General features: G+C 46.9%; 17 protein-coding genes. 11 read left to right on the top strand and 6 right to left on the bottom strand.

Going from position 1 to position 23,291, the window contains the following annotated elements; genetic code table 11:
- Nucleotides 1-6: 6 nt before the first annotated feature.
- The 3 genes from OJ16_RS01455 to OJ16_RS01445 form a co-directional block, all read right to left on the bottom strand.
- On the bottom strand, nt 7-906 hold the full coding sequence (locus tag OJ16_RS01455; protein WP_040986649.1) for a DnaJ C-terminal domain-containing protein: 900 nt from the start codon (nt 904-906) through the stop codon (nt 7-9).
- Nucleotides 907-1,036: 130 nt separating this feature from the next.
- Nucleotides 1,037-2,932: a molecular chaperone DnaK gene (gene dnaK / locus OJ16_RS01450; protein ID WP_040986647.1), complete on the bottom strand. Its 1,896-nt coding sequence runs from the start codon at nt 2,930-2,932 to the stop codon at nt 1,037-1,039.
- 291 nt (nt 2,933-3,223) lie between these two features.
- Nucleotides 3,224-3,643 (bottom strand): Hsp20 family protein, encoded by a 420-nt coding sequence (locus OJ16_RS01445; protein WP_040986645.1) that lies wholly within the window; start codon nt 3,641-3,643, stop codon nt 3,224-3,226.
- A 532-nt stretch (nt 3,644-4,175) separates the two neighbouring features.
- Between OJ16_RS01445 and OJ16_RS01440 the strand changes: the two genes are divergently transcribed.
- The 7 genes from OJ16_RS01440 (at nt 4,176) to OJ16_RS01410 (ending at nt 12,031) form a co-directional block, all read left to right on the top strand.
- The gene (locus OJ16_RS01440; RefSeq protein ID WP_082030205.1) at nt 4,176-5,063 is read left to right on the top strand and encodes a PA4780 family RIO1-like protein kinase; all 888 of its coding nucleotides are present in this window, start codon (nt 4,176-4,178) and stop codon (nt 5,061-5,063) included.
- 474 nt (nt 5,064-5,537) lie between these two features.
- Nucleotides 5,538-6,023, top strand: coding sequence for a GNAT family N-acetyltransferase (locus OJ16_RS01435; RefSeq protein WP_040986643.1), 486 nt, complete (start codon nt 5,538-5,540; stop codon nt 6,021-6,023).
- A 98-nt stretch (nt 6,024-6,121) separates the two neighbouring features.
- The gene (locus OJ16_RS01430) at nt 6,122-7,114 is read left to right on the top strand and encodes a D-cysteine desulfhydrase family protein (protein WP_040986641.1); all 993 of its coding nucleotides are present in this window, start codon (nt 6,122-6,124) and stop codon (nt 7,112-7,114) included.
- Nucleotides 7,115-7,356: 242 nt separating this feature from the next.
- Nucleotides 7,357-8,736 carry a GTPase HflX gene (gene hflX, locus OJ16_RS01425; protein ID WP_040986639.1) on the top strand — a complete coding sequence of 460 codons (1,380 nt, stop codon included), beginning with the start codon at nt 7,357-7,359 and terminating at the stop codon, nt 8,734-8,736.
- A 220-nt stretch (nt 8,737-8,956) separates the two neighbouring features.
- Nucleotides 8,957-10,186 carry a permease gene (locus tag OJ16_RS01420; protein ID WP_040986637.1) on the top strand — a complete coding sequence of 410 codons (1,230 nt, stop codon included), beginning with the start codon at nt 8,957-8,959 and terminating at the stop codon, nt 10,184-10,186.
- A gap of 56 nt (nt 10,187-10,242) precedes the next feature.
- Nucleotides 10,243-11,082, top strand: a complete 840-nt coding sequence (locus OJ16_RS01415; protein WP_040986635.1) for an SDR family NAD(P)-dependent oxidoreductase — start codon at nt 10,243-10,245, stop codon at nt 11,080-11,082.
- Nucleotides 11,083-11,278: 196 nt separating this feature from the next.
- Nucleotides 11,279-12,031, top strand: a complete 753-nt coding sequence (locus OJ16_RS01410; RefSeq protein WP_040986633.1) for a 5'-methylthioadenosine/adenosylhomocysteine nucleosidase — start codon at nt 11,279-11,281, stop codon at nt 12,029-12,031.
- A gap of 149 nt (nt 12,032-12,180) precedes the next feature.
- Here OJ16_RS01410 and fdhF read toward each other — a convergent pair whose 3' ends face one another.
- The 3 genes from fdhF to OJ16_RS01395 form a co-directional block, all read right to left on the bottom strand.
- Nucleotides 12,181-16,572: a formate dehydrogenase subunit alpha gene (fdhF, locus tag OJ16_RS01405; protein WP_040986631.1), complete on the bottom strand. Its 4,392-nt coding sequence runs from the start codon at nt 16,570-16,572 to the stop codon at nt 12,181-12,183.
- 341 nt (nt 16,573-16,913) lie between these two features.
- A complete protein-coding gene (locus tag OJ16_RS01400) occupies nt 16,914-17,525 on the bottom strand; it encodes a GNAT family N-acetyltransferase (RefSeq protein ID WP_040986629.1) in 612 nt (203 codons plus the stop codon).
- 97 nt (nt 17,526-17,622) lie between these two features.
- Nucleotides 17,623-18,486, bottom strand: a complete 864-nt coding sequence (locus OJ16_RS01395; RefSeq protein ID WP_040986627.1) for a helix-turn-helix domain-containing protein — start codon at nt 18,484-18,486, stop codon at nt 17,623-17,625.
- Between the two features lie 249 nt (nt 18,487-18,735).
- Here OJ16_RS01395 and OJ16_RS01390 point away from each other — a divergent pair, with 249 nt between their 5' ends.
- The 4 genes from OJ16_RS01390 to OJ16_RS01375 all read left to right on the top strand — a co-directional run bounded on the left by OJ16_RS01390 (nt 18,736) and on the right by OJ16_RS01375 (nt 23,176).
- Entirely contained in the window at nt 18,736-19,080 is a 345-nt protein-coding gene (locus OJ16_RS01390) for a hypothetical protein (RefSeq protein WP_040986625.1), read from the top strand.
- Between the two features lie 197 nt (nt 19,081-19,277).
- Complete coding sequence (locus OJ16_RS01385; RefSeq protein ID WP_040986623.1) at nt 19,278-20,861, top strand: amidase; 1,584 nt, start codon at nt 19,278-19,280, stop codon at nt 20,859-20,861.
- A gap of 112 nt (nt 20,862-20,973) precedes the next feature.
- On the top strand, nt 20,974-21,972 hold the full coding sequence (locus OJ16_RS01380) for a DUF2860 domain-containing protein (protein WP_040987111.1): 999 nt from the start codon (nt 20,974-20,976) through the stop codon (nt 21,970-21,972).
- 187 nt (nt 21,973-22,159) lie between these two features.
- The gene (locus tag OJ16_RS01375; RefSeq protein ID WP_040986621.1) at nt 22,160-23,176 is read left to right on the top strand and encodes a helix-turn-helix transcriptional regulator; all 1,017 of its coding nucleotides are present in this window, start codon (nt 22,160-22,162) and stop codon (nt 23,174-23,176) included.
- The last annotated feature ends 115 nt before the right edge of the window (nt 23,177-23,291 follow it).

Raw genomic sequence — 23,291 nt, 5'->3', positions numbered from 1 at the left:
GCAAGATCAAAGCGTTGCTTGGAATTGCGTTAGAATTGCTTTCTGTTCATCGGTCAGATTCGTTGGTGTATCCACTTGAATCACCACCAACAAGTCGCCGGTCACGCCTTTACGGTTAGTCACACCTTTGCCGGTGATTTTAAACTTACGGCCACTTTGTGTGCCCGCTGGGATTTTCAGTTTAAAACGGCTATCTAATACGTTAACTTCTGTTTCGCCGCCTAATGCTGCGGTGATCATGTCAACATGGTTAGTGCAGATAAGGTTGTCTTCATCGCGTTTTAGGAAAGCGTGTGAACGAGTCGCAATGATCAACAATAAGTCGCCCGCTGGGCCGCCATTGACACCAGGGCCACCTTTACCGCCAAAGCGAATCTTCTCACCGTCTTTGATACCCGCAGGGATCTTGACGTTGATTTTTTTCTGTTCACCGTTGATTGGTAGCTCAACGACTTTTTCTGCGCCTTGTACCGCATCAACAAAATCGACCGTAAAGGTAAATTCACGATCTTGCCCTTTTTGCGGGCGTGCTTGTCGGCCACGACCTTGATTGAAGATGTCTTCAAAGCCACCAAAACCACCGCCAAAGCCGCCTTGCTGTCTGAAGCCACCGCCACCAAACATATCTTCAAAACCGCCATGGCCGTGATGAGAGCGACCACCAAAACCGCCTTGACTGCCGTCAAATGCACTATGGCCAAATTGGTCATATTGGCGACGTTTATCGGTGTCGGTCAGAATCTCGTAGGCTTCTTTAATTTCTTTGAATTTGTCTTCAGCCGTTGCATCACCTGGGTTTTTGTCTGGGTGATATTTCATCGCGAGCTTTTTGTACGCTTTCTTAATATCTTTAACGTCGTCTCCTTTAGAGACGCCTAGCACGCTGTAATAATCTCGTTTGGACATGTCAGCCTCTTGCTTTATTCCTGACTAAAACTGGAAAAGGGCGTACGAGAAATCTCTTACGCCCTTAATGCCATTGCTAATATGATATCGCTCAACCACCTAAGATGGTACAGATAGTTGAGCTAAAGCGTTATTTCACTTCTTCAAATTCAGCATCAACCACATCATCGTCTTTCGATTGGGTATCATTGCCTTGAGATTGCTGTGCTTGTGCTTGTTGCTGAGCAATCTCCATCAGTTTCTGAGCCGCTGCTGCGAGAGCTTGAACTTTGGTGTCAATCGCTTCTTTGTCATCGCCCTTACGAGCCACTTCAACGTCGCTGATTGCCGCTTCAATTTTCGCTTTCTCTTCAGCAGGCAGCGCTTCACCCACTTCTTCGATTTGTTTACGCGTACCGTGAATCATCTGATCCGCTTGGTTGCGTGCCGCTGCGAGTTCTTCGAACTTTTTGTCCGCGTCTTTGTTTGCTTCCGCTTCTTGAACCATTTTTTCAATCTCAGCATCGCTCAAACCGCCTGACGCTTGGATAGTGATTTTCTGCTCTTTGCCGGTGGTTTTATCCTTCGCAGAGACATTCAAGATACCATCAGCATCGAGGTCGAAAGTCACTTCAATTTGCGCCATACCGCGTGGTGCAGGCTGAATGCCTTCAAGGTTGAACTGGCCAAGAGACTTGTTGAAGGTCGCTTGCTTACGCTCACCTTGCAGAACGTGAATCGTTACTGCACTTTGGTTATCTTCCGCGGTTGAGAACGTTTGGTTCGCTTTGGTTGGGATGGTGGTGTTCTTCTCAACCAACTTGGTCATTACGCCGCCCATTGTCTCGATACCGAGAGAGAGTGGGGTAACATCCAATAGCAACACATCTTTTACTTCGCCAGCCAGTACACCACCTTGAACGGCCGCACCCATTGCAACGGCTTCATCAGGGTTAACATCACGGCGTGCTTCTTTGCCAAAGAACTCCGCCACTTTTGCTTGAACCATTGGCATACGGGTTTGACCGCCCACCAAAATTACATCGGTGATGTCGTTTACAGACAGTTTTGCGTCTGCCAGTGCCACTTTCAGTGGTTCAATCGAACGTTGTACAAGATCTTCAACGAGCGATTCTAACTTGGCACGGGTCACTTTCACGTTTAGGTGTTTAGGACCGGTTGCATCAGCTGTCACGTATGGCAAGTTCACGTCAGTTTGTGTGGTAGAAGAAAGCTCGATTTTCGCTTTTTCAGCCGCTTCTTTCACACGTTGCATCGCCAGCGGATCCGCTTTTAGGTTGATCCCTTGTTCTTTTTTAAACTCATCCACCAAGTAGTTGATTAAACGAGTATCAAAGTCTTCACCGCCAAGGTGTGTATCACCGTTAGTTGCAAGCACTTCAAAGGTCTGCTCGCCTTCCACTTGATCGATTTCGATGATCGAGATATCAAACGTACCACCCCCTAAGTCGTAAACCGCGATAGTGCGATCGCCGCCTTTTTTATCGAGACCGTATGCCAACGCTGCTGCTGTTGGTTCGTTGATGATGCGTTTTACTTCTAGACCGGCGATACGGCCAGCGTCTTTGGTTGCTTGACGTTGAGCGTCGTTAAAGTAAGCCGGAACCGTAATAACCGCGCCAGTGACTTCTTCACCTAGGAAATCTTCCGCCGTTTTCTTCATTTTTTTCAGAATTTCAGCTGAAACTTGAGGCGCTGCCATTTTTTGGCCTTTTGCTTCTACCCAAGCATCACCATTGTCCGCCTTAACGATTTTGTAAGGCATGATTTCGATGTCACGCTGAACTTCTTTGTCTTCAAATCGACGACCAATCAAACGCTTGATTGCAAATAGCGTGTTGGTTGGGTTAGTGACGGCTTGGCGTTTTGCCGGTTGACCGACCAACGTTTCCCCATCTGTGTAGGCCACAACAGAAGCGGTGGTGCGCTCACCTTCCGCGTTTTCAATGACGCGTGGTTTGTCGCCATCTAAAACAGAAACACAAGAGTTCGTTGTACCTAAGTCGATACCAATGATTTTACCCATAATAATTACCTCTGTAATTTGCATTAGTTATATTAATGCAAATTAGCTAAATTCGAATGTTGATTTTATAAGAACATAGAATGCATTTTTGCTATCACTATGCTCATTCTCAATGAAATATACTGTTATCAGTCTTGCCACTAAACCGGTGGTAACGCAATGTTGGCCACCTGTTTGACTAGGGTGTAAACCCATCTTAGCCAGGGTTAAAGCGATCTCTTTCTACGCTTTGTCTCATGGTGTTTAACGGCAATACTGAGTTATGTTCTACCAGTGTTCACTTATAAAGAACTACTTGTTGATAGCGATCTTACGTGGTTGCATTGCTTCTGGTACTTCGCGTACGAGATCAATATGTAGCAAACCGTTTTCCATACTTGCTGCCGATACAGTAACGTAATCAGCCAGTTGGAATTTTCTTTCAAAGTTGCGTTCAGCAATCCCTTGATAGACGTAAGTGGTTTTTGTTTCTTCGGCCTTGATTTCGCCAGAAACAATCAGCATATTTTCGTTTTGAGTCAGTGTTAACGCATCTTCAGAGAAACCTGCAACGGCCATCGTAATACGATAGTTGTGCTCATCTTTCTGTTCGATGTTGTAGGGTGGGTAACCCGTTTGAGGTGTTTTTTTCGCGTTGTTCTCTACAAGATTAAACAAGCGATCAAAACCAATGGCATGGCGGTATAGGGGAGAAATATCTACATTACGCATAATACTATCCTTCAATAATAAGCAATAGTTCTCGACGCGATAGCGAAGAGATCGAACTCGTATTCTTAAGCCTTGTTTAGGCTTATTGAGACATACCGTTCTACAGTGAATAATTAGAAGTTATGCCCACTAACCAACCTGTGGTCGATTAGGTCATCGCTTCTAAACCGATAACTTTTGCATTCCCTTAATAAGGCGAATCAAGCTATCAACAAACTCCATATGGCAGTTCGTGTAATCAATATATGCTTCCGTAATTCAGCTGTCAAGTCAGTGATTAGAAAAATTAACTCGAAATGCAAAAAAAATACAATTCACGACGCCAGAGCGATTCGTTGGTGGCCTCCTTGCGTTTGGAGGTCGATAAGGGCGTTATGCGGGGGATGTGGGCGTGAGACTCGAACGACTCGAGGGTGGGGCGATAGGGTGAACGCGATTTAAATCGACACCAATCGTGATAATAGAAGAATTTCTTGCGAAATCAGATATGGATTTACTCGCTTACTTTTGCTTCCTAGGGTATAACGACGCCATGAAAATACCGAAAAGAATACAACCCTTAGTTGACGATGGTTTAGTCGATGAAGTGACAAGCCAGTTAATGAGTGGAAAAGAGGCCTCAGTGTACATCGTGCGCTGTGGTGAAACGATCCGTTGTGCCAAAGTGTACAAGGAGGCAACTCAGCGCAGCTTTAAAAAAGCCGTTGCTTATCGAGAAGGCCGAAAGGTACGCAACAGCCGTCGCGCTCGTGCGATGGAAAAAGGTTCCGGCTTTGGTCGTGAGCAGCAAGAGCAAGCCTGGCAAAGTGCAGAAGTCGATGCTTTGTACAAACTTGCCGCGGCAGGCGTGCGTGTTCCAGTCCCTTATGGATGCTTTGATGGCGTTCTATTAATGGAGTTGGTGACCGATGAAGAAGGCTATGTTGCGCCAAGATTAAACGATGTCGAGATGTCGGCAGAACAAGCGCGTGAAGATCATTTAACGATGATGGGTTACGTGGTGAAAATGCTGTGTGAAGGCATTATTCATGGTGACTTGTCAGAGTTTAACGTGTTAGTAGATGAAAATGGTCCAGTGATCATCGATTTACCACAGGCGGTTGATGCTTCAGCAAACAATAACGCGGAATGGATGTTGGCACGTGATGTGAACAATATCCGTGAATATTACGGCCAGTTCGCCCCAGAATTGCGTGATACCGAATACGCAAAAGAAATGTGGGCGCTGTATGAGAAAGGCGAGTTAACACCAGATACCGTGCTGACGGGTCAATTCGCTGAAATCGAAACAGAAGCGGATATTGCGACGATCATGCAAGAAATTGACGCTGCTCGCGATGAAGAACGTTTCAGAAAAGAGCGGCAGAAAGAAGCGAAGCATGGTGTCGATGAAAGTAAGTTCAACTGGAGCGAAGATTAATTCGATGGTTTGTTTTACGCGAAAGAGTGGAAAACAAACCAACATCGCTCGATAACGTCTCTGTCTGCTTTTTTAAATAACCAGCAATGTCATGATATAACGCGTGCTTGCTGGTTAGTCCCTTATATCCCCCTCCCTATTTTAGTTTTATTTCTGCCTTACCCTTACCCGCTAACTTGACGTTATTTGGGTATAGCGCGTTGTCTCAACCCCATGAAAGATTGAAAATTGTTCGATGAACCAACGAATTTTTGGAGCACTTTGGCGCGTTTGTGCCAATACAGTGTGAGTCGTTATTTGGGTGTCGATAGTTGGGTAATGTCACTTTGTGCCTGATTCATTGTCGGTTGAATAAAATGCATTATTTTCATGTGGTTTTTAAGAGTACACTACGATGATGAAGAGCTAATATGATCTGGATTAGAACAAAGGCGCTTGCCTATTGGGTTCTTGTCGTAAAAGGAAAATGTAAAAATGCCGACTTTTATTCAGGCGAATGCCGACGAAATTCTACGAATCTCTGAAATTGAAAATGTCTGCTTTCCCGCGGAAGAGGCGGCGAGCTTATCGTCATTCAAACAACGCTTTGCGGTCTTTCCAGAGTGCTTCTTTGTATTGAAAGTTGACGGTGAAATTGTCGGCCATATCAATGGGTGCATTAATGATACGCCCACATTGCCCGATGCGCTTTATGCGGACGCGTCACTTCATCGCCCAAAGGGTAAATACCAAACGGTCTTTGGTTTAGCGGTGGATCCTGCTCATCAGCGCAAAGGTTACGCCTCGTTACTGACTCAGCAGTTTATTGCGGTGAGTAAAAGTCGTGGCCATCACGGCATCGTTTTAACCTGCAAAGATTACTTGGTTGATTTCTACCAACAGCAAGGTTTTCAGCGCTTAGGCCAATCGGCTTCCAGTCATGGTGGTTCAAGCTGGAACGATATGCTGCTGACCTTTTAATCGGCAGTGACAGTCATGCCTCTTCGGCGAGCTTCGGCGACAATCGACGAAAGTGGCAGAGGCTAACTCAATCCCTACATCGAATAAGAAGACTAAAAATGAAAGAATTTGATGCGATCCCTCGCACGGTGATTAGCCATACTCCGACACCATTAGAATACCTGCCAAGACTTTCCAATGATCTTGGTTGCGAGTTATTTATTAAGCGTGATGATTGTACAGGGTTAGCCGGTGGTGGTAACAAAGCCCGTAAGTTGGAATATTTGATTGCCGATGCGCAGCAAAAAGGCGCAGATACGTTAGTGACCGTCGGAGGTTATCAGTCAAATCATGCAAGACAAACCGCGGCGGCGGCGGCAAAGTTTGGTTTTGATTGTGAATTGGTGCTTGAAGATGTGCAAGGTACGCCAAAGACCGATTATTACAACAATGGCAATATGTTACTCGATCATCTGTTGGGTGCGAACATTCATGCGGTTGAAGAGGGGGACGATTGCAGTGTGGTCGCTCACTCTTTAATGGCCACGTTAGAAGCCGAAGGCCGTCATCCTTATTTTGTACCTATGGGTGGCTCAAATGTGATTGGGAGCATGGGTTATGTTCGCTGTGCTCATGAAATACTGGCGCAATTGGCAGAGCAAGATCTTCATATTGATCAGATTGTGTTGGCAACAGGCAGCGCGGGCACTCAAGCGGGGTTGCTTGCCGGTCTCATTGCGGCCAACTCTCACATTCCAGTGTTGGGAATCACGGTGAGTCGCTCAACCGAAGATCAACAAGCCTTAGTGGAAGGATTACTCCGCGAAATTTTGGTTTTTCTGGGTCTTGATCCGAACCTTGCCGAAGGCCGTGTGGTGGCGGATGGTCGTTACTATGGCGAAGGCTATGGCATGACCACTCCGACAATGATCACGGCGGTAAAACGTTGCGCTCAGCAAGAAGGGTTACTGCTTGATCCTGTTTATACCGGTAAAGCGATGTCTGGCTTTATGGACTTGTGTGAACAAGGCGTGATTAAAGCAGGCAGTAAACAACTCTTTTTACATACTGGTGGCAGCCAAGGATTGTTTGGTTACCGCGAAGCTTTCTAGTTTGATCCTCAACTTTTAAGTACGATTCTTGCCACGAGCCAGACATACCGGTGCTGACTCGTGGTTTTTATTGACGAATACCTCAAATAAAACATCATAGATTCAACGGGTTAATGCTTGTTGGAATTTATTCTCAATTTAGTTCTCTATTGTTCTATAAAGCAAGCGCATAACAGCGTAGGATCGACGGTAATTATCGATAAAAACGCAGGTCGCACACGAGTGCGCAAACACAAAAAATTATGCAGCTAACCGCAAAACCATTACAGAATAACGCCTTACTTATTTCCATCTGCACACCGCAATTTAAAGGGGCAGAGGCGACCGAATCTCTTGCTGAATTAGCACGTCTTGTGACGACGCTAGGCTTTAACGTTGTTGGTACTCAATCGCAAAACCTTGCTTCGACTCAGAAGCAGAGTGTTCTGGGTGTGGGTAAAATGGCAGAAATTGCCCGTTTAACGGGTAATCAAGGAGAGATGGAAGAAGATCTCGATACCGAAGATCTGTTCGATGATGAATCGTTCGGCGATATGGCATTTGATGCGCCTATCTACGACGAGATGCGTTTTGAAGATCTCCCTTCAGAAAACCTGCCTCTGCATTGTGCTGATGTGGTTGTGTTTGACTGTGATCTTAGCCCATCGCAACTGCGCAATGTTGAGAACCAACTTGGCGTGGAAGTGTTTGACCGCACCGGCATCATTATTGAAATCTTTAGCCGTCATGCTCGTACACGTACCGCACGTCTGCAGGTAGAGATTGCACGCCTAAACTACTTAGCGCCACGTCTACGTGAATCAACCAGCGGTAACAAAGAGCGCCAAATGGGTAAAGGGGCCGGTGAAACGACCCTTGAGCTCGATCGCCGTAAAGTGCGTGACCAATTGGCTGAACTAAGACGTGAACTGGTTAGCGTACAACATGAATTAAAAGGTCGTCGTACCCAACGTTCAGAACTTTTCAGTGTTGCTCTGGTTGGTTATACCAACGCCGGCAAGTCGTCGATGATGCGCGCCTTAACGGGCAGCGAAGTGCTGGTGGAAAACAAACTGTTTGCCACGCTTGATACAACGGTTCGTGCACTTTACCCAGCGACTCAACCGCGTATTCTGGTATCCGATACCGTGGGCTTTATTAAAAAGCTACCTCATGATCTTGTTGCTTCATTCCACTCGACACTTGCAGAAGCACATGATGCCTCTTTGCTGTTGTATGTGGTTGACGCCTCCGATGCCACTTTCCGTACTCAATTGGACGTGGTCCATGAAGTGTTGGGCGAAGTGGGCGTAGAAGATATTAAGAAACTGCTGGTACTGAACAAATCGGACCAACTGAGTATTGAGCAGCAAGAAGCGCTGATGGAAGAATTTCCTGATGCGATGATGACCTCGACGCGCAACCCACTTGATGTGGCTAAGCTGCACCAATATATCGTGAATGCATCGCAGCAGGATATGATTGAAGAAGAGTTCATTATTCAATATGACGCGCAAGGCATCATCGGTGAAATTCGCAGCAGCATGAGCGTGATCAAAGAAGAATATGAATACGACCACATCAAACTTACGGTGCGTTCAAATGCCATTGAACTGGCAAGATTGAAAAAGCGCATGAAATAAGCGGTCAGGGGATCTCAATCAGCGCTTTGGCCGATTGAGATCCTCCAATCTTCCCTCCACTTCAACCCCATTATCGATATCGTCACTTCTGATGAAATCCCCCTCCCGCACCTCGTTAAATCTGCATTTATAGATTGAGTTTTCGACAAGACACAAAGCTTTGTGATAGGCGTACTATGCTTAGAGAGCATTTAATCGTCCTAAAACAAAGGGGTCACTTATGCAAAGTGATGGCGGTAATCTTCTTTTCCATATTGTCTCAGTGTTTAGCAATATGGTGTGGCAAATCTTTTGGCCGTTGGCGTTTGGCTTGATCTTATCCTCTCTGATTCGTCACTTTTTGCCCGTTGAAACGGTGGTCAAACACTTGGGCAAAACCAACGTAAAAAGTCTTTCATATTCGACGGTTCTCGGCATGGTTTCGTCTTCTTGCTCCTATGCCGCAGCATCGCTCTCACATACCTTACTGAGTAAAAAATCGACCGTAGCGAATGCGGTGGCATTTTTGGTGGCCAGTACCAATTTAATTGTTGAAATGTTTATCGTGCTGGTGGCCTTATTGGGTTGGACATTCCTGTGGGGGGAAGTGCTCGGTGGGCTCATTTTGATCGTCACTGTGGCCGTGCTCTTCCAGCGTTTTTATCCTAAAGAAGTCGAAGCGGAATTACGTCAACATATCGCCGCAGAGCAAGAAAACAAACCGAGCATGAGTGACAGTGATCGTGATAGTGACAGCGATTGCGGTATGGATATGGCTTCGATGGCGCATGACGATAGCGACTGCGGTATGGATATGTCATCGACGCCAGACAAAACCATGCACATGGCATCCCAAACGGCGGTGTCACTGTTGATGGAAAAAGTGACCAAATCAGCCGGTTTCTTCCAAATGGATTTATCGATGATCGGCAAAGAGATCCTTATCGGTGTGGTGGTGTCATCGGTGTTGATTGCGGTGGTGCCCATTGAAGGGTGGCGCATGCTATTTATTAGCAACGACGTCCATTTGCCGGTTTGGTTACACTCCTTTCTTGATGTGATTATTGGTATTTTTGTTGCGGTCATCGCCTATGTTTGTTCTGTCGGTAATTTACTTTTGGCGGCGGCGCTGTGGCATGGCGGCATCTCATTTGGCGGTGTGATTGGTTTCATTCTGGCCGATGTTTTAACCATTCCTATGATGCGTGTTTATCAAAAATACTATGGTAAACGCCCGGCGAAATGGATGGTGGGCTTGCTGTTTGTCGCGATTCTATTTACCGGTTTGTGCGTTGATGTCATCTTTAATGGGCTCAACCTTGATGCAACGGCACAAGGTTTGCGAACCATCAATCAAGATGGGTTTGGTTGGAATTTGACCACCATCATGAACCTGATTTTTATCCCTCTTTCTATTTGGTACTACCGTTTGGGTAAAAGCGCCAATGCGGCTACGGGAATGAACATGTGATTATTGTTTAGACGATCGCGTATCGATGACGCGATGAAACTGAGTAAGGAATTGATATGTCATTAGTGACGAATAACCATCCAGTGAATAATGATTTTGAGACGAAAATTGCCTTGGTTCTAGCGGGCGCACAGGGCATTGGCCGCGCATGCAGTATGCTGTTGGCAGCAAAAGGGGCCAAGGTGTATATCGCTGATTGGGATTTCGATCTGGCCAGTGCAACGGCGGGTGAAATCAATGCCAATAGCATCTGTCTAGGCAGTGCGGTCGGGGTGTTCTTTAACGCGTTTGATAATGAAACGTACGCCACTTTAATTGATTCGATTCTTGAAAAAGAAGGCAGAATTGATGTGTTGATCAATAATTTTGGGGGTGTCGATTTACGCCAAGATAGAGATTTAGCCCATACGGAAGTGACCAGTTGGGAGAAGAACATTCTCGCCAATATCAACAGTGTCTTTATTCCATCAAAAGCGGTTATTCCGACGATGGTGAAGCAGGGTGGGGGCGCGATCGTCAACATTTCCTCTTTGTCATCATTAAGCGCGGAAATGTCGAGTATTGCTTACGGCACGTCGAAAAATGCCATCAACCACATGACTCGCCAAATCGCGATTCAATACGCGAATTTTGGTATTCGCTGCAATGCGGTTTTGCCGGGTATGATCGCCACGGATGCGGTGAAAAAAAATCTGACACAAGAGTACATTGATCATTTTCTAGCCACTCAGCCGATCAAACGCATGGGTGAACCGGATGATATTGCCAATGCGGTGAGCTTTTTAGCCAGTGACAAAGCGAGTTTTATTACCGGTGTCTGTTTGCCGGTGACGGGAGGGATGGATATTGCCACGTCTCGTTATTATTTTGATGTCGATAAGGTGCAGTTTGAGTAAGCAAGTCGGTTTAGCGTCAGCTGCTGTGTGACGACCAACTCTTGCAAAGTGAAGATCGCGTTATGACCCTATCTTCACTTTTGATTCTCACCAAATGAGATTTTACTCGCAAGCAAACGTTTGCCATTTGTCTTTTACACGGTATTGTTCGCGGCGTATCGCAAAGGGGTGATGCGTTAATTCAGTGAAAGTGACCATGTTTAAAAAATCAGTTGTAACAATGCTTACTCTTTGTGCTTTTCCTTCTTTGGCTTCAACGATTGGTATCGTCGGTGCAATGGATGTAGAAGTTGAAGCGCTCTTGCCAAAAATTGAAAACCAACAAGTGACAAAGGTCGGTAGCCATACTTTTTATACCGGTACGATCGAAGGTAAAGAAGTGGTCGTCACTCAATCTGGCGTGGGTAAAGTAAACGCGGCTGTCGCGACAACATTACTGATTCAATCATTCGGTGTTGATCAACTGATTTTCACTGGCATTGCGGGTGCGAGTGAACCAAAACTTGAGCCATTAGATGTGGTCGTTTCGACTAGCCTCGTTCAACACGATGTTGACTTAACCATGTTTGGCAAGCCAAAAGGTGAATTGTCCGGCTATGAAGACCGTCACTTTTACGCGGATAAAAATTTACAAAAATACGCCTTTGATGCGTCCGTTGCCGTGTTAGGGAAAGAGCGTGTTTACCAAGGTATCATTGCATCAGGCGATCAATTTATTGCCAATAAAGAGATCGTGACGGGTATCTACAAAGAATTTAATGCGATGGCGGTTGAAATGGAAGGCGCAGCCCTTGGGCAGGTGGCGGATGCGTTTCACGTGCCTTACGTTGTGATTCGTACCATTTCAGATAAAGCGGATGGTTCTGCGGAGATGGTGTACAGCGAGTTGAAAAAAGCCACGGCAGACAACTCTGCGAATATCACGCTGAATATGCTTAAACGTATGTAATAACCACAGACTTATGTTGGCTTAAGTGCGATTGCAGCACGAGTGAAGAATCGGGAAGTAAAGGGCGAGAATCGGTAGGAGATTCATCGCCCTTTTTCCATTTTTGCCAACGCGTTTTATGGCAAGCGGCTTAAACGAATACTCTCCGTTTAAGCGTGTTGGGCATCGAAGATTTCAACCCGCACGGCCGCTACTTTAAACTCTGGAATTTTCGCGTGCGGATCGGTCGCAGTCGAGGTTAAGCGGTTGACTGGCGATTCAACAAAGTGGAATGGAATGAACACCACACCTTTTTGAATTCGCTTGGTCACGAACGCATCAATTTCGATGCTGCCTCGGCGTGTGGACACTTTTAAGCGTTGCCCGTTGCCAATCCCTAATGCTTCGGCATCTTCAACGCTGATCATTGCTCGAGGGCCGGCAAGGTTATCCAGTCCTTTTGTTTTGCGCGTCATCGTGCCGGTGTGGAACTGCTCTAATACACGACCGGTGGTGAGCACTAAAGGATACTCTTCATCAGGCAGTTCGGCTGCATAACGGAACGGAATGCCCACCATTTGCCCTTTGCCGCGAGTAAATTGCGTTTGGTGCATGATGCGTGTGCCTTGCGGATTGTTCTTGTTACTTGGCCACTGTACCCCGTTAGGTGGGATGTTTTTCCACTGCAAACCGACGTATTGTGGCGTAACACGAGCAATCTCATTGGTAATGTCTGCCACGGTTTGGTAATGCCAATCACTGCCCATCGCCTTAGCGATTTCTTGGATAATCCACCAATCTTCTTTGGCCTCACCCGGCGGATTTACCACCTTATTGATGCGTTGCACACGACGCTCAGTATTGGTGAAATGCCCTGTTTTTTCAGCAAACGAACAAGAGGGAAGTACAACATCAGCGTACTGCGCGGTTTCGGTTAAGAAGATATCTTGCACCACCAAGAAATCGAGCGCTTCTAAACCTTCAATCACATGCGATTGGTTAGGATCGCTCAATACTGGGTTTTCCCCCATGATGTACAAACCACGCACATCACGATGACAAGCGCCGTCGATGATTTCGGTGAGCGTTAAGCCATGCTCTTCGGGTAGGTTTGGTGCATTCCACTCAATTGCAAACTTTTGGCGCACCATTGGGTTATACACTTTTTGATAACCCGGGTAGCTGTTTGGTAGAGCGCCCATATCACAAGCCCCTTGCACGTTCGATTGGCCGCGTAATGGGTTAATACCACCGCCTTCGATGCCAATGTTGCCACACAACAATTGCAGGTTAGCAATAGAGCGGACGTTATCGTGTCCGGTGGTGTGCTGGGTAATGCCCATCGAGTAATAAACGGCAGTGCGCTTAGCTGTGCCGATCATTCGCGCCATGGCGAACACATCTTGCGCTTTGATTCCGGTCACTAACTCGACTTTCTCTAGGCTATAAGCCGGAGACATCACTTCTTGCAGTAAGGTATCGAAACCGTCCACACGCTCTTCGATGTACTCTTGATCGTACCACCCGTTTTTGATGATTTGCTGCATGACGCCATTCAACAGCATGACGTCAGTGCCAGGACGGTGAGCCAGATAGAGCTCAGCGTGATCAACCATATCTATGCGTTTCGGATCCGCAACAATCAAACGAGCCCCGTGATGACGAATCGCTTGTTTAATGTGAGAGGCAATAATTGGGTGTGCTGAAGTGGTATCAGAGCCAATAATAAAAATCACATCTGAGTGCTGAATGCTTGGGATATCGTTGGTCATTGCGCCACTGCCTAACGAGGCTTCAAGGCCCGTTACGGTTGAAGCGTGACACAAGCGTGCGCAGTGATCGACGTTGTTGGTGCCCAATTCACGACGGATAAACTTCTGGAAGGCGTAATTGTCTTCATTGGTGGTTTTCGCCGATGAGAAACCCGCCAGCGCATTGCTGCCAAAGTCTTGCTTGATGTCGCGGAATTTATTGGCAATTAGTCCGATCGCTTCTTCCCAACTGGCCGGTTGTAGCCAGCCATCTTTACGAATGAGGGGCGTGGTTAAACGTTCATCACTGCGAATAAAATCAAAGCCAAAACGGCCTTTCACGCACAACATGCCTTGGTTGACGGGGGAGTCGCCGCCTTTGACATAGCGAATGGTATTGCTTGCTTCTTCGACCATCATTGTGAGCTTGCAACCGACGCCGCAATAGGTACAAATGGTGTCAACGGCTTTGAGTTGCTCGTCGCGGCCTTGAGAGCGATCTCGGCTGTCCACCATCGCCCCGGTAGGGCAGGCTTGAACACACGCACCGCATTGTACGCAGTTAGAATCGCCCATTAGGGTGAAGCTGTCGCAGTTTGTGTTTGCCGCAGAGCGGTTATTTGCGCCCCGTGTCTCTTTGCTGTTCATCGTAAAGCGCGGGCGATCGTCTGGTCGTAGGGCTGGGCGACCATTTTTGTCACACAGAAAACTTAAGACGCCATGCACGGCCGTTTCACGACACGCTTGAATACACTGGCCACAGCTAATGCAACGGTTAGCATCAAACTCGATAAATTCAGAACTCCGGTCCACGCTGTATTTGTGGCGACGATCGGTTGCGCGCAGATCAAGCCAATCATGATGATCGACGACGGTTGCAGGAGAAGGCTTGGCAGCAGAGACGTTTAGCGATTGGTCGAAATGCTGCTCAGCTTGGTATTCGGTGGAATAGTCGCGTAGGGCGCAATCGGTGTTTGCTTGACAGCCACACTCTAAGCAGCGCGCCGCTTCTCTCATGGCTTCTTCATTATCAAAGCCCAATTCTACTTCCGCAAAGCTCTGTTCACGCTGTGCTGGAGTCAACTCTGGCATAATTGAACGCGAGACTTTTACGATATTCTCAAAATGCAGTGGATCGACTTGCGCCAGTTTCTTCTCTTTGCGTGAATTAAAGGCTGGCGTTGGCATGTCTGTCATATCGCCATTGAGGAATAAGTCGATCGCTTTGGCGGCGATGCGGCCATCTCCCACCGCTTCTACGGCAGTGGCAGGACCACGACGAAAATCACCAATACTGAAGATGTTGCCCGTGCCGGTATGCATGGTTAAGTCATCGGCATCGGCGGTATTCCAACGAGTCAGTGGGATCTTCAGTGAGTCGTTGTCTAAGAAGCTTAAATCCGGTTTTTGGGATACCGCGGCAATCACGGTATCAAAGGCTTCGGTAAAGAATTCACCGGTGGCTTTTGGGCTGCGACGGCCTGAAGCATCCGCCTCACCAAGTGCCATACGTTCAAGACGAATGGCACTCACACGACCAGTATCATCGGCAATATTTTCCGCAGGGTTGGTCAAAAAGTGGAACTTCACACCTTCGTGTTCCGCTTCAACGATTTCGTAATCTTCTGCCGGCATTTCATCGCGAGTACGACGGTAAATCAAGGTGGTATCGGCCCCAGCGCGGCGGGCGGTACGTGCGCAGTCGATGGCGGTATTACCACCGCCAATGACGGCGACTTTTTGCCCCGTAATGTAGTGCTGATCCGTGACATAATCTTTGAGGTAGTCGACACCGAGATAGCAGCCATCCAAATCACTGCCGGTATAATTCATCTCAACCGCTTGTGACGCGCCGACCGCAAGGCAGACCGCGTCGTAATCTTGGCTCAACTGCGAAAGGGTAAAATGCTCACCGAGCTTTTGGTGGGTTTGAATTTGCATGCCGTTACGACACATCAACTCGATTTCTTTATCAAGAATGTCTTTTGGCAAGCGGTATTCAGGAATACCGTAACGCAGCCAGCCACCGGCTTTGGGCATCGATTCAAAGACCGTGACGTTGTAGCCTTCGTTTGATAAATAATAACCCGCGGTCAATCCACCTGGACCACCGCCAACGATCGCAATGTTACGTTCTTTGTCGGCTTTCTTTTCCGGTGTATAGGCTTCGTGCGCGGCCAGATCGGCATCGGCGGCATGGCGCTTAAGCTGACGAATCGCAATGGGTTCATCGACTAAGGCGCGGCGACATTCACTTTCACAGAATGCTGGGCAGACGCGGCCAATGGAAAGAGGCATTGGTAGAGTGCGTTTAATCACTTCAATCGCTTTTTGATGATCGTTCTGCGCGATGTGATAAAGGTAAGATTGAATATCGACACCGGCAGGGCAGGCGGTTTTGCATGGCGCTTCACAATCGGCGTAGTGATCCGTCATGATGCGGTTAAGCGCTTGCTTGCGGTGGGCGCTGAGTTGCTCTGATTGCGTCACGACGTTGAGGCCATGATAAACTTCCAGTTCACACGCACGTTTTAGCTCATACGAGGTTAACTCATTACTTTTTTGCGTTGAGCTTTGTCGTGCTGAGCTCTGTAGTGATGAAGTGGGTTTTGATGCGATGGATTCTGACGCGTTAGGTTGCGCACTTTGGCGATCGACTTCGACCACACACAAATCACAAGGCACTTTCTCATTGCTTCTGTTCATGCCGCACAATGATGGGATTTCAACACCACACACTTTCGCGACTTCTAGAAGGGTGCGCCCCTTTTCTACGATTCGATATTTTCCATCAATAACGATTTCTATCATGCAACCCTCGGAGTACTGCAAGCTAAGCCAAAGCGGCTTACGTAATCCGTACATTCTATAAGGATAATTGAGGGTAAAACAAATCCGACCTAGCAGAAAGTCACATTTTGAAGTAATTTTTGAGCGAAAAATAAGTGGTATGTTCTAAATTTGCTCACTTTTAGCTGAGATTGAGTACATGAATGGCGAAAATCAACGTGCGAGTCATCACTCAGTTTTCTGTATTGTTACGGATACACAAAAGCCATCAATGAGAGATTGATGGCTTTTTCTTGGTTTGATTGATGATTTAGGCGATAGCTTTGTGCGTTGAGATTATTTGGCAAGGCTGTTCGGTAAGGCTATGCGTCTAGGCTAAGCGCATTGTATTGCTTGGCCGTGATGCCGTAATAAACCTTATCGTCAAAACCGAGTTCCGTTTTGAAGTAATCAAGCTGTCGACCTTCAAGCACATAGCCACATTTTTCCATGGTTTTGTATGACCCGATATTGGATGCGTAACAATCGGCACTAATTTTATGCGCGTTGAGTTCAGTAAAACCAATGTCCGTCATCATTTGGCAAGCGCGAGTGGCAATGCCTTGTCCCCAAGCGTGGAATGGCAGTTGATACCCAACTTCATAATTACCAGCTAGAAACATCACTGGCGTTACCGCCGTCATTCCCATGTATTGGCCTTGTTTGTCTCGCAGAACGAACGTAGGGGCGTCAGGCCAAACACCGTCTTGAATGGCTTGCTGAGTGCCTTCAATGATTGGGCCAAAGAAACCTTCGTACAAACTGTTGTCCGCAGGGGCAAAGAACAAATACTGATTTACTTTGTCATCATTGAGCATCTCAATGATATCGGCCAAGTCATTGGGTTGGACAAGTGCAATATGTAGCGTTTCGCCAAATGGGATCGCGTGCCCTTTTTTAAGAGTGTTATATAGGTTTTGTTTTGAATTAGTCATTAGTTACCTCGTTATCTACGGCGCATAGTAGCTTAGCGCTGCCGATAACAATTGTATTTTTGCGACAAGTTTTCAGTGATGTTTTTTGTGGTTGAGTCTATTGCTCAAAATCACCGTAGATATCGATCGTGAGGTCGCGTCTTTTTAGGTATTTTGAAGGTGTTTGTTTAAGTTGCTGCTTCAAAGTACGAATCAAATGCGATTGGTCGCTAAAACCGAATTGTTGCGAAAAAGCACTCCAGTCCACATCGTCTTCTTGTTCATACAAAGCGAGGATCATCAACTCAAGGCGAGCCATCTGCAAATATTGTTTCACGCTCAATCCCACTACTTGTTTGAAGCTGCGCTCTAACGTACGACGTGAACAGGCGCAGGCGACGGCTAATGCGTCGATATCGATAGGATGATTGGCGAAGTCGGTATTATGTAGACTGGCATCTGAGGCTGCGATGGCTTTTTGTGAAACCACAAAAGCTTTGTCTGTACTGGGGGTAAGATTGAGCGTGTCGAGGTGCTGCTTGATAAACGATATCAGTTGCTCTTGGCTTGCAGTGTTTTGCCACAAGCCTTGCTGAAAATCATGGTTAAATAAGGAGGTTAGCCAATCAAACCACTGGCATTGATTTATCTCCACGACAGAGGCAGTGCTGTTTGCTGCGCTATTAAGAAGGTATAAACATTCAGGGCGAAAGGTGATGCCGATACGCTTTAACGGGGCGTGATCTTCGAGTAGCAGTAGATGCTCGTTGGCGGTCAGTAGGTGGCTACCTTTGCCCGATAATACGTTCTCACCATTGTCATAGCGATAGGGCTGATCGTGAGGGGTAAACAATAAGTGGGCACGAGGGTTTGGAATCAAATGTGGTTTTGGACTGATTTCCACGCCAGCCTCCACCTCTAAGTACCAGACTTGATGGATCAGCCATTCGTATCCTGCTAATGCGTGTTTCCAAGCGACCATTGGTATGCCTTTACCCAACTATTTAAAATTCAGAGTCCTATAGAGTTTAACTCAGTTTACGCTGGTTAAATCAATCTATCTGTCGCTTCTGGTCGTATTGCGCTTGGAGCAAAATCAGAGTGGCGATAAATTCACCATCTGCGCTGTAATCCCTATCTAGATCAACAGTTACAAGGCGCATATTGAGGACAGCGCAGAAGAAAGGCGTTATTCTTTTTTAATCAGATTAAAGAATTGGCGAGCAAGAATATGAAAATTTCTGTTGATGGTGGCTCATTTAAAGTCGCAATTGAGACTGAGTTCGAAGGGTTAGTGGCTGAAGCGACGGATATCTTCCACGCGACGCGCGTACAGGCTCAAACGAATGACCGTGCTATCCTGCGCTTTCTTCAAATCATCCTCGATCACAGTGAAGACGATGATGCGATTGGCTATGCGGTGCTTGGTTTGCTCGGGTGGTATAACGAAGTGATTAATCCAGTGATAGATAACGACATTGAGCTTAATTTACCAAAAATATTGCCGCACCTGCTTAACCCTGCGGGCGATATTACCGCGAGTGGCCCCAATGATGCCAATACGTTTAAGCATTAACGTTTTGAAATCTGCCGTTTAAAACCTACCGTTTAAAGCCTACCTTGTGTAGGTTTTTTTGTTTTTGGGCTGAGCAGAAACGTAGTGCATTTGGTCAAGTTGGCGTAAAGGGCTCATAAGCTGTCGCTATATGTCGAGTGGCAATACAACGTTTTTCGTAATCTATGTGCATCGGTTGGGCTTACCTAGAGCGAAAAATGATGAACAATAACGTAAAGCGTCGTGACTTCTTTAAAGCAATGGGCAAGGGTGCCGTCTCAGCTGCGGCTTTGACGATTCCCGCTTCGTTCACCGCAGCGGCGACTTCGACGACAGCCATCAACCAAGGTGTGCCGGCTGATTTTAGAAGCCCTGAAATGCCGCTGGATGCGACGGCAATGGCCGAATTAGTTAGGCATAAAAAAGCCACGCCAAAAGAGCTAGTCCAAGAAGCTATCTACAAAATTAAGCAAACGAACGATCAAGTCAATGCTGTTGTCGCAGAATGCTACGACATCGCTTTGCAACGTGCCGATAAAATTAATCCAAATTCGCCGTTTGCTGGCGTGCCATTTTTAGCGAAAGATTGCGTCGATATTGAGGGGCTGGATTGCACTTTGGGATCGATTTTGAATAAAGGCCGCAAACCGGACAATACCGCGTGGTTTATCCAAGCTGCGCACAATGCTGGCTTAAATACCATTGGCATGACCAACATTCCAGAGATGATGACGCTGGGTTGTACGCAAAACCCGCTTTATGGTGCGACGCGCAACCCGTGGGATTTACGCAAAGGCGTCCACTCTTCAACCGGTGGTGGTGCGGCGGCGGTGGCGGCGGGTTATACGCCCATCATTCACTCGACCGACGGCGGTGGGTCATCAAGAATGCCGGCCTCTGCGACAGGCATTTTTGGTTATAAGCCGAGTCGCGAACAATTGATTACTGGGCTCAATAACGGGTCAACGATGGAAGATTTTACCCACCAATCGTTTATGTCGCGAACCGTGCGAGACACCGCTTTGGCTATCTCAGTCACTGAAAATCACACGAAAGACCGTTTTGATACCGCATTTCCAAGAACGCCAATTGGCATGATTCATACGCCGTTAAATCGCCCGATCCGCATCGGTGTCACAATGCGTGATATTTATGGCCGATTACCCGATGAGTCAACTCAAGCTGCGATTCAATCGACAGTAACGCTACTAGAGCAATTGGGCCACATCGTATTAGAGGTGGATATGCCAGTGAAAGATGGCGAATCGTTCATGAAGAGTTACATGGGTGTATTTGGCAACAAGATGGCGCAGTTTGCCGCTCAGTTTGATGCGTTGGGCGCCCCGTTAGAGTCTATGCCAGATAAAGTCAGTGAGAATGTCACTTATCTAGCGCGCACCATGCAATCGCGATTGCAGCAGAATCCGAATCTGTACCAAGAATCAAAAGGGCAGTGTGACATCTTTGCGGCAAAACATAATCGAGAGTTCTTCAATACGATCGATGTGTGGTTAACCCCTTGCGCGCAGCATTCACCAAAAGAGATCCGTTATTTTGATCAGAAAACACACTCGGGAGAAGAGATCTGGAAGCGGTCAGAAAAATTGATGTCTTACACGCCAATAGAAAATGTTGCGGGTAACCCTGCGATGTCGGTTCCTCTCTATTGGACTGCCGATAACATGCCAGTTGGTAGCCATTTCTCCGCCGCTCGTGGTAATGACCGCTTGTTATTTGAATTGGCGTATCAGCTTGAAGTGGCACGCCCATGGGCGAACAAGAGATCGCCAATCTTTGTCTAGTCATCCTTGTCTAGTCATCCTTGTCTAGTTTGGCATCGCGAGCGCGCGGCCCAGTCAACGTTTTACCACCCAGCGCTAAGAGCTAAGTATTAAGAGTTAAGAGTTAATGATTATGAAAACGATTTATCCCATCCTTTTGTGTTCCGCATTCGCCGCAGCGCCAGGTTTGGCCGCTTTGGAACCAGAGCAAGGTTTTAGTGGCAATGTGTCAGTGCTCACTGTTGTGACATCCAACACCAGTAATTTGCATGTCGATCAAGACAAAAGGCAAAGCATCAGTGACTTGAACTCAAAAGGCAGTGGTGAGGTAAGCGTGATGCCGGGCGTGCTAGGAACACTACAATATACTTTTGGCGATTCGCTTAATAAGCAATTGTTTATGGGGACATCGCGAGACGACATTGTGACCGGCTCATTAGCGTTTGAAGTCGGCTACCGTCAGCAGTTTTCCAGCGGCATGGTATTTGACATTTCAGCGCTACCCACGTTGATTTCAGGTGAAGTGTGGGATGACCCATACGCTATTGATGAAACCCGTAACAAAACCGACTTAAGCGGTAATGTTATTCGTATGCAGTTATCTCAAATCGCGGGATCCAATTTTAGTGTCGATATGGCGGCAGGAGAATCGAAGGTGGATGAAGAGCGATCAGGCACAAAAGGTTTAGATCTTACGCCTGAAGAACAATCGCGTTTAACGCGAGAGCGAAACTATTTCTATCTAAAAGCCGGCTATCGTCACTTCCTAGTCGAGCATCAAGCCTTGCTACAACCTTCACTTTATGTCACGAGTTCAAGACCAAAAGGGGATGCGTTCTCTTTTGTTAGCTACGGTGGGGAGTTGAGTTATGCGCGCAAAATAGACAAACACGGCTTTGCGCTAACGGCAAGTGCTGCTCTGCGAGATTACGACACGCAAAATCCAGTGTTTAGCCAAACACGTAAAGACAAAGATTACGGCTTGTTCCTCGCTTACGAATATACCGATATCTTAGGCTACCAAGATTGGGCACTGGTTTGGTTTGTTGGGGCAAAAACCACGCAATCGAATATTGATTACTACACATCCGAACAATACATCGCCTCTATCGGTTTAGATTATAAATTCTAGCGCCGTTGCCGTTGGTCGGGCAGAAATGATGCCATTGCTGGTCATGGCCGCCAACGGGCCAGATCCCAAATAACGGACAAGATAATGGTTTTTATTCTGCCCTTAGATACAATTTCTCGCTAGCTATCCCGTCACCAATATCAGTACGTATAGGCTTAACGAAGGCTGTACTGGCTAACGAGTATTTATGACCACTGATTTTAGTACCCAATTACCCATTTTCTGGTTTCACTGCCTTGATAGCGCGATTAAGCAACGCAGTCAGGAGAGTGCCGATATTTGGGGAGGGTCAACACAATATGCGCAATTGTGTCAGGCGGAAACGGTCTCTGCTTATCAACTTGAATTTGCCGTTAATCAGTTATATCTGCGCTATGGTGACGAGCTAATTGAATTGTTTAGTCAAACAGCCCAGCATTTCGATGAGCTTGAGCAGGGCGCCCCTGTTCTCGCCATGCTTACTGCGCCTACCTTGCACGCTTTTTGCGATTTACTGTGCCGTTACTCTTTTCATCTCCACCCGCTGTTAAAAATTATTTGCCGTGAGACTGAGCATGGGGAATTGGAACTGTGGACGATAACTCAAGAATACGTTGATGAAATAACCTTAATGTCTCATCTCAGTTTGGGGCTGTATTTGAGTGTGATCTTAAAATTGATCCGTCGTTATCTTAAAGCGCCCAATTTGCGTCTGCCAATTTACATTAATCGCATTACCGTGGCGGGGGATGTCATGCCACTATTGGAACGTGTGTTCAATATTGAGGTCAAGCCCGGTTATGCGGCGCGCTATTTTCTGTTTCATCCCCAGTTGGTTGAGCAAGCCCATCGCCGTTACGATCCTGAGTTACACGAGCACCTTAAAGTGTTGGCGGAGCAGCAAGCGACGCATAGCCTAGAACGCAGTATCATTTTTAAAGTGAATGAGGTGTTTAAGAGTAAAGCCGTCGTCGACATCACGCTTGATAGCATTGCGCAAGAGCTGCATATGAGTGGAAGAACACTGAACCGTAAGCTGCAACAAGAAGGTGTGAGCTTTCGTCGTTTGTATGATAAATACCGCTTAGAGCAGAGCCTGAACATGCTTAACCAGCACAACGTTAATATTACGCATGTCGCTCTAGAGTTAGGGTTTTCAGATTCCAGTGCCTTTACCCGCGCGTTTAAACGATGGACGGGCGAAACGCCAACACAGCGTCGTTAACCAAGAGGCGTTAACCAAGAGGCGTTTAACCCAGCATAAAAAAACACCCGCCAGTTTTCACCAGCGGGTGTTTCTATTTAGGGTTGCCAATGACAACCGCAGCTAAATCGTTTCT

It is taken from the genome of Vibrio renipiscarius (assembly GCF_000827885.1).
In the GTDB taxonomy this organism is placed as follows: Bacteria; Pseudomonadota; Gammaproteobacteria; order Enterobacterales; family Vibrionaceae; genus Vibrio; species Vibrio renipiscarius.
Note: the sequence above shows the minus strand (reverse complement) of the source record. Positions and strands in the feature narration are given on the sequence as shown.

Excerpts from the sequence above, each read along its gene's own strand:
- OJ16_RS01445 (WP_040986645.1), bottom strand. The coding sequence starts at position 3,643 with ATGCGTAATGTAGATATTTCTCCCCTATACCGCCATGCCATTGGTTTT.
- hflX (WP_040986639.1), top strand. The coding sequence starts at position 7,357 with ATGCAGCTAACCGCAAAACCATTACAGAATAACGCCTTACTTATTTCC.
- OJ16_RS01410 (WP_040986633.1), top strand. The coding sequence starts at position 11,279 with ATGTTTAAAAAATCAGTTGTAACAATGCTTACTCTTTGTGCTTTTCCT.
- OJ16_RS01400 (WP_040986629.1), bottom strand. The coding sequence starts at position 17,525 with ATGACTAATTCAAAACAAAACCTATATAACACTCTTAAAAAAGGGCAC.
- OJ16_RS01430 (WP_040986641.1), top strand. The coding sequence starts at position 6,122 with ATGAAAGAATTTGATGCGATCCCTCGCACGGTGATTAGCCATACTCCG.
- OJ16_RS01385 (WP_040986623.1), top strand. The coding sequence starts at position 19,278 with ATGATGAACAATAACGTAAAGCGTCGTGACTTCTTTAAAGCAATGGGC.
- OJ16_RS01380 (WP_040987111.1), top strand. The coding sequence starts at position 20,974 with ATGAAAACGATTTATCCCATCCTTTTGTGTTCCGCATTCGCCGCAGCG.
- dnaK (WP_040986647.1), bottom strand. The coding sequence starts at position 2,932 with ATGGGTAAAATCATTGGTATCGACTTAGGTACAACGAACTCTTGTGTT.
- OJ16_RS01390 (WP_040986625.1), top strand. The coding sequence starts at position 18,736 with ATGAAAATTTCTGTTGATGGTGGCTCATTTAAAGTCGCAATTGAGACT.
- OJ16_RS01435 (WP_040986643.1), top strand. The coding sequence starts at position 5,538 with ATGCCGACTTTTATTCAGGCGAATGCCGACGAAATTCTACGAATCTCT.
- OJ16_RS01395 (WP_040986627.1), bottom strand. The coding sequence starts at position 18,486 with ATGGTCGCTTGGAAACACGCATTAGCAGGATACGAATGGCTGATCCAT.
- fdhF (WP_040986631.1), bottom strand. The coding sequence starts at position 16,572 with ATGATAGAAATCGTTATTGATGGAAAATATCGAATCGTAGAAAAGGGG.
- OJ16_RS01375 (WP_040986621.1), top strand. The coding sequence starts at position 22,160 with ATGACCACTGATTTTAGTACCCAATTACCCATTTTCTGGTTTCACTGC.
- OJ16_RS01420 (WP_040986637.1), top strand. The coding sequence starts at position 8,957 with ATGCAAAGTGATGGCGGTAATCTTCTTTTCCATATTGTCTCAGTGTTT.
- OJ16_RS01415 (WP_040986635.1), top strand. The coding sequence starts at position 10,243 with ATGTCATTAGTGACGAATAACCATCCAGTGAATAATGATTTTGAGACG.
- OJ16_RS01440 (WP_082030205.1), top strand. The coding sequence starts at position 4,176 with ATGAAAATACCGAAAAGAATACAACCCTTAGTTGACGATGGTTTAGTC.
- OJ16_RS01455 (WP_040986649.1), bottom strand. The coding sequence starts at position 906 with ATGTCCAAACGAGATTATTACAGCGTGCTAGGCGTCTCTAAAGGAGAC.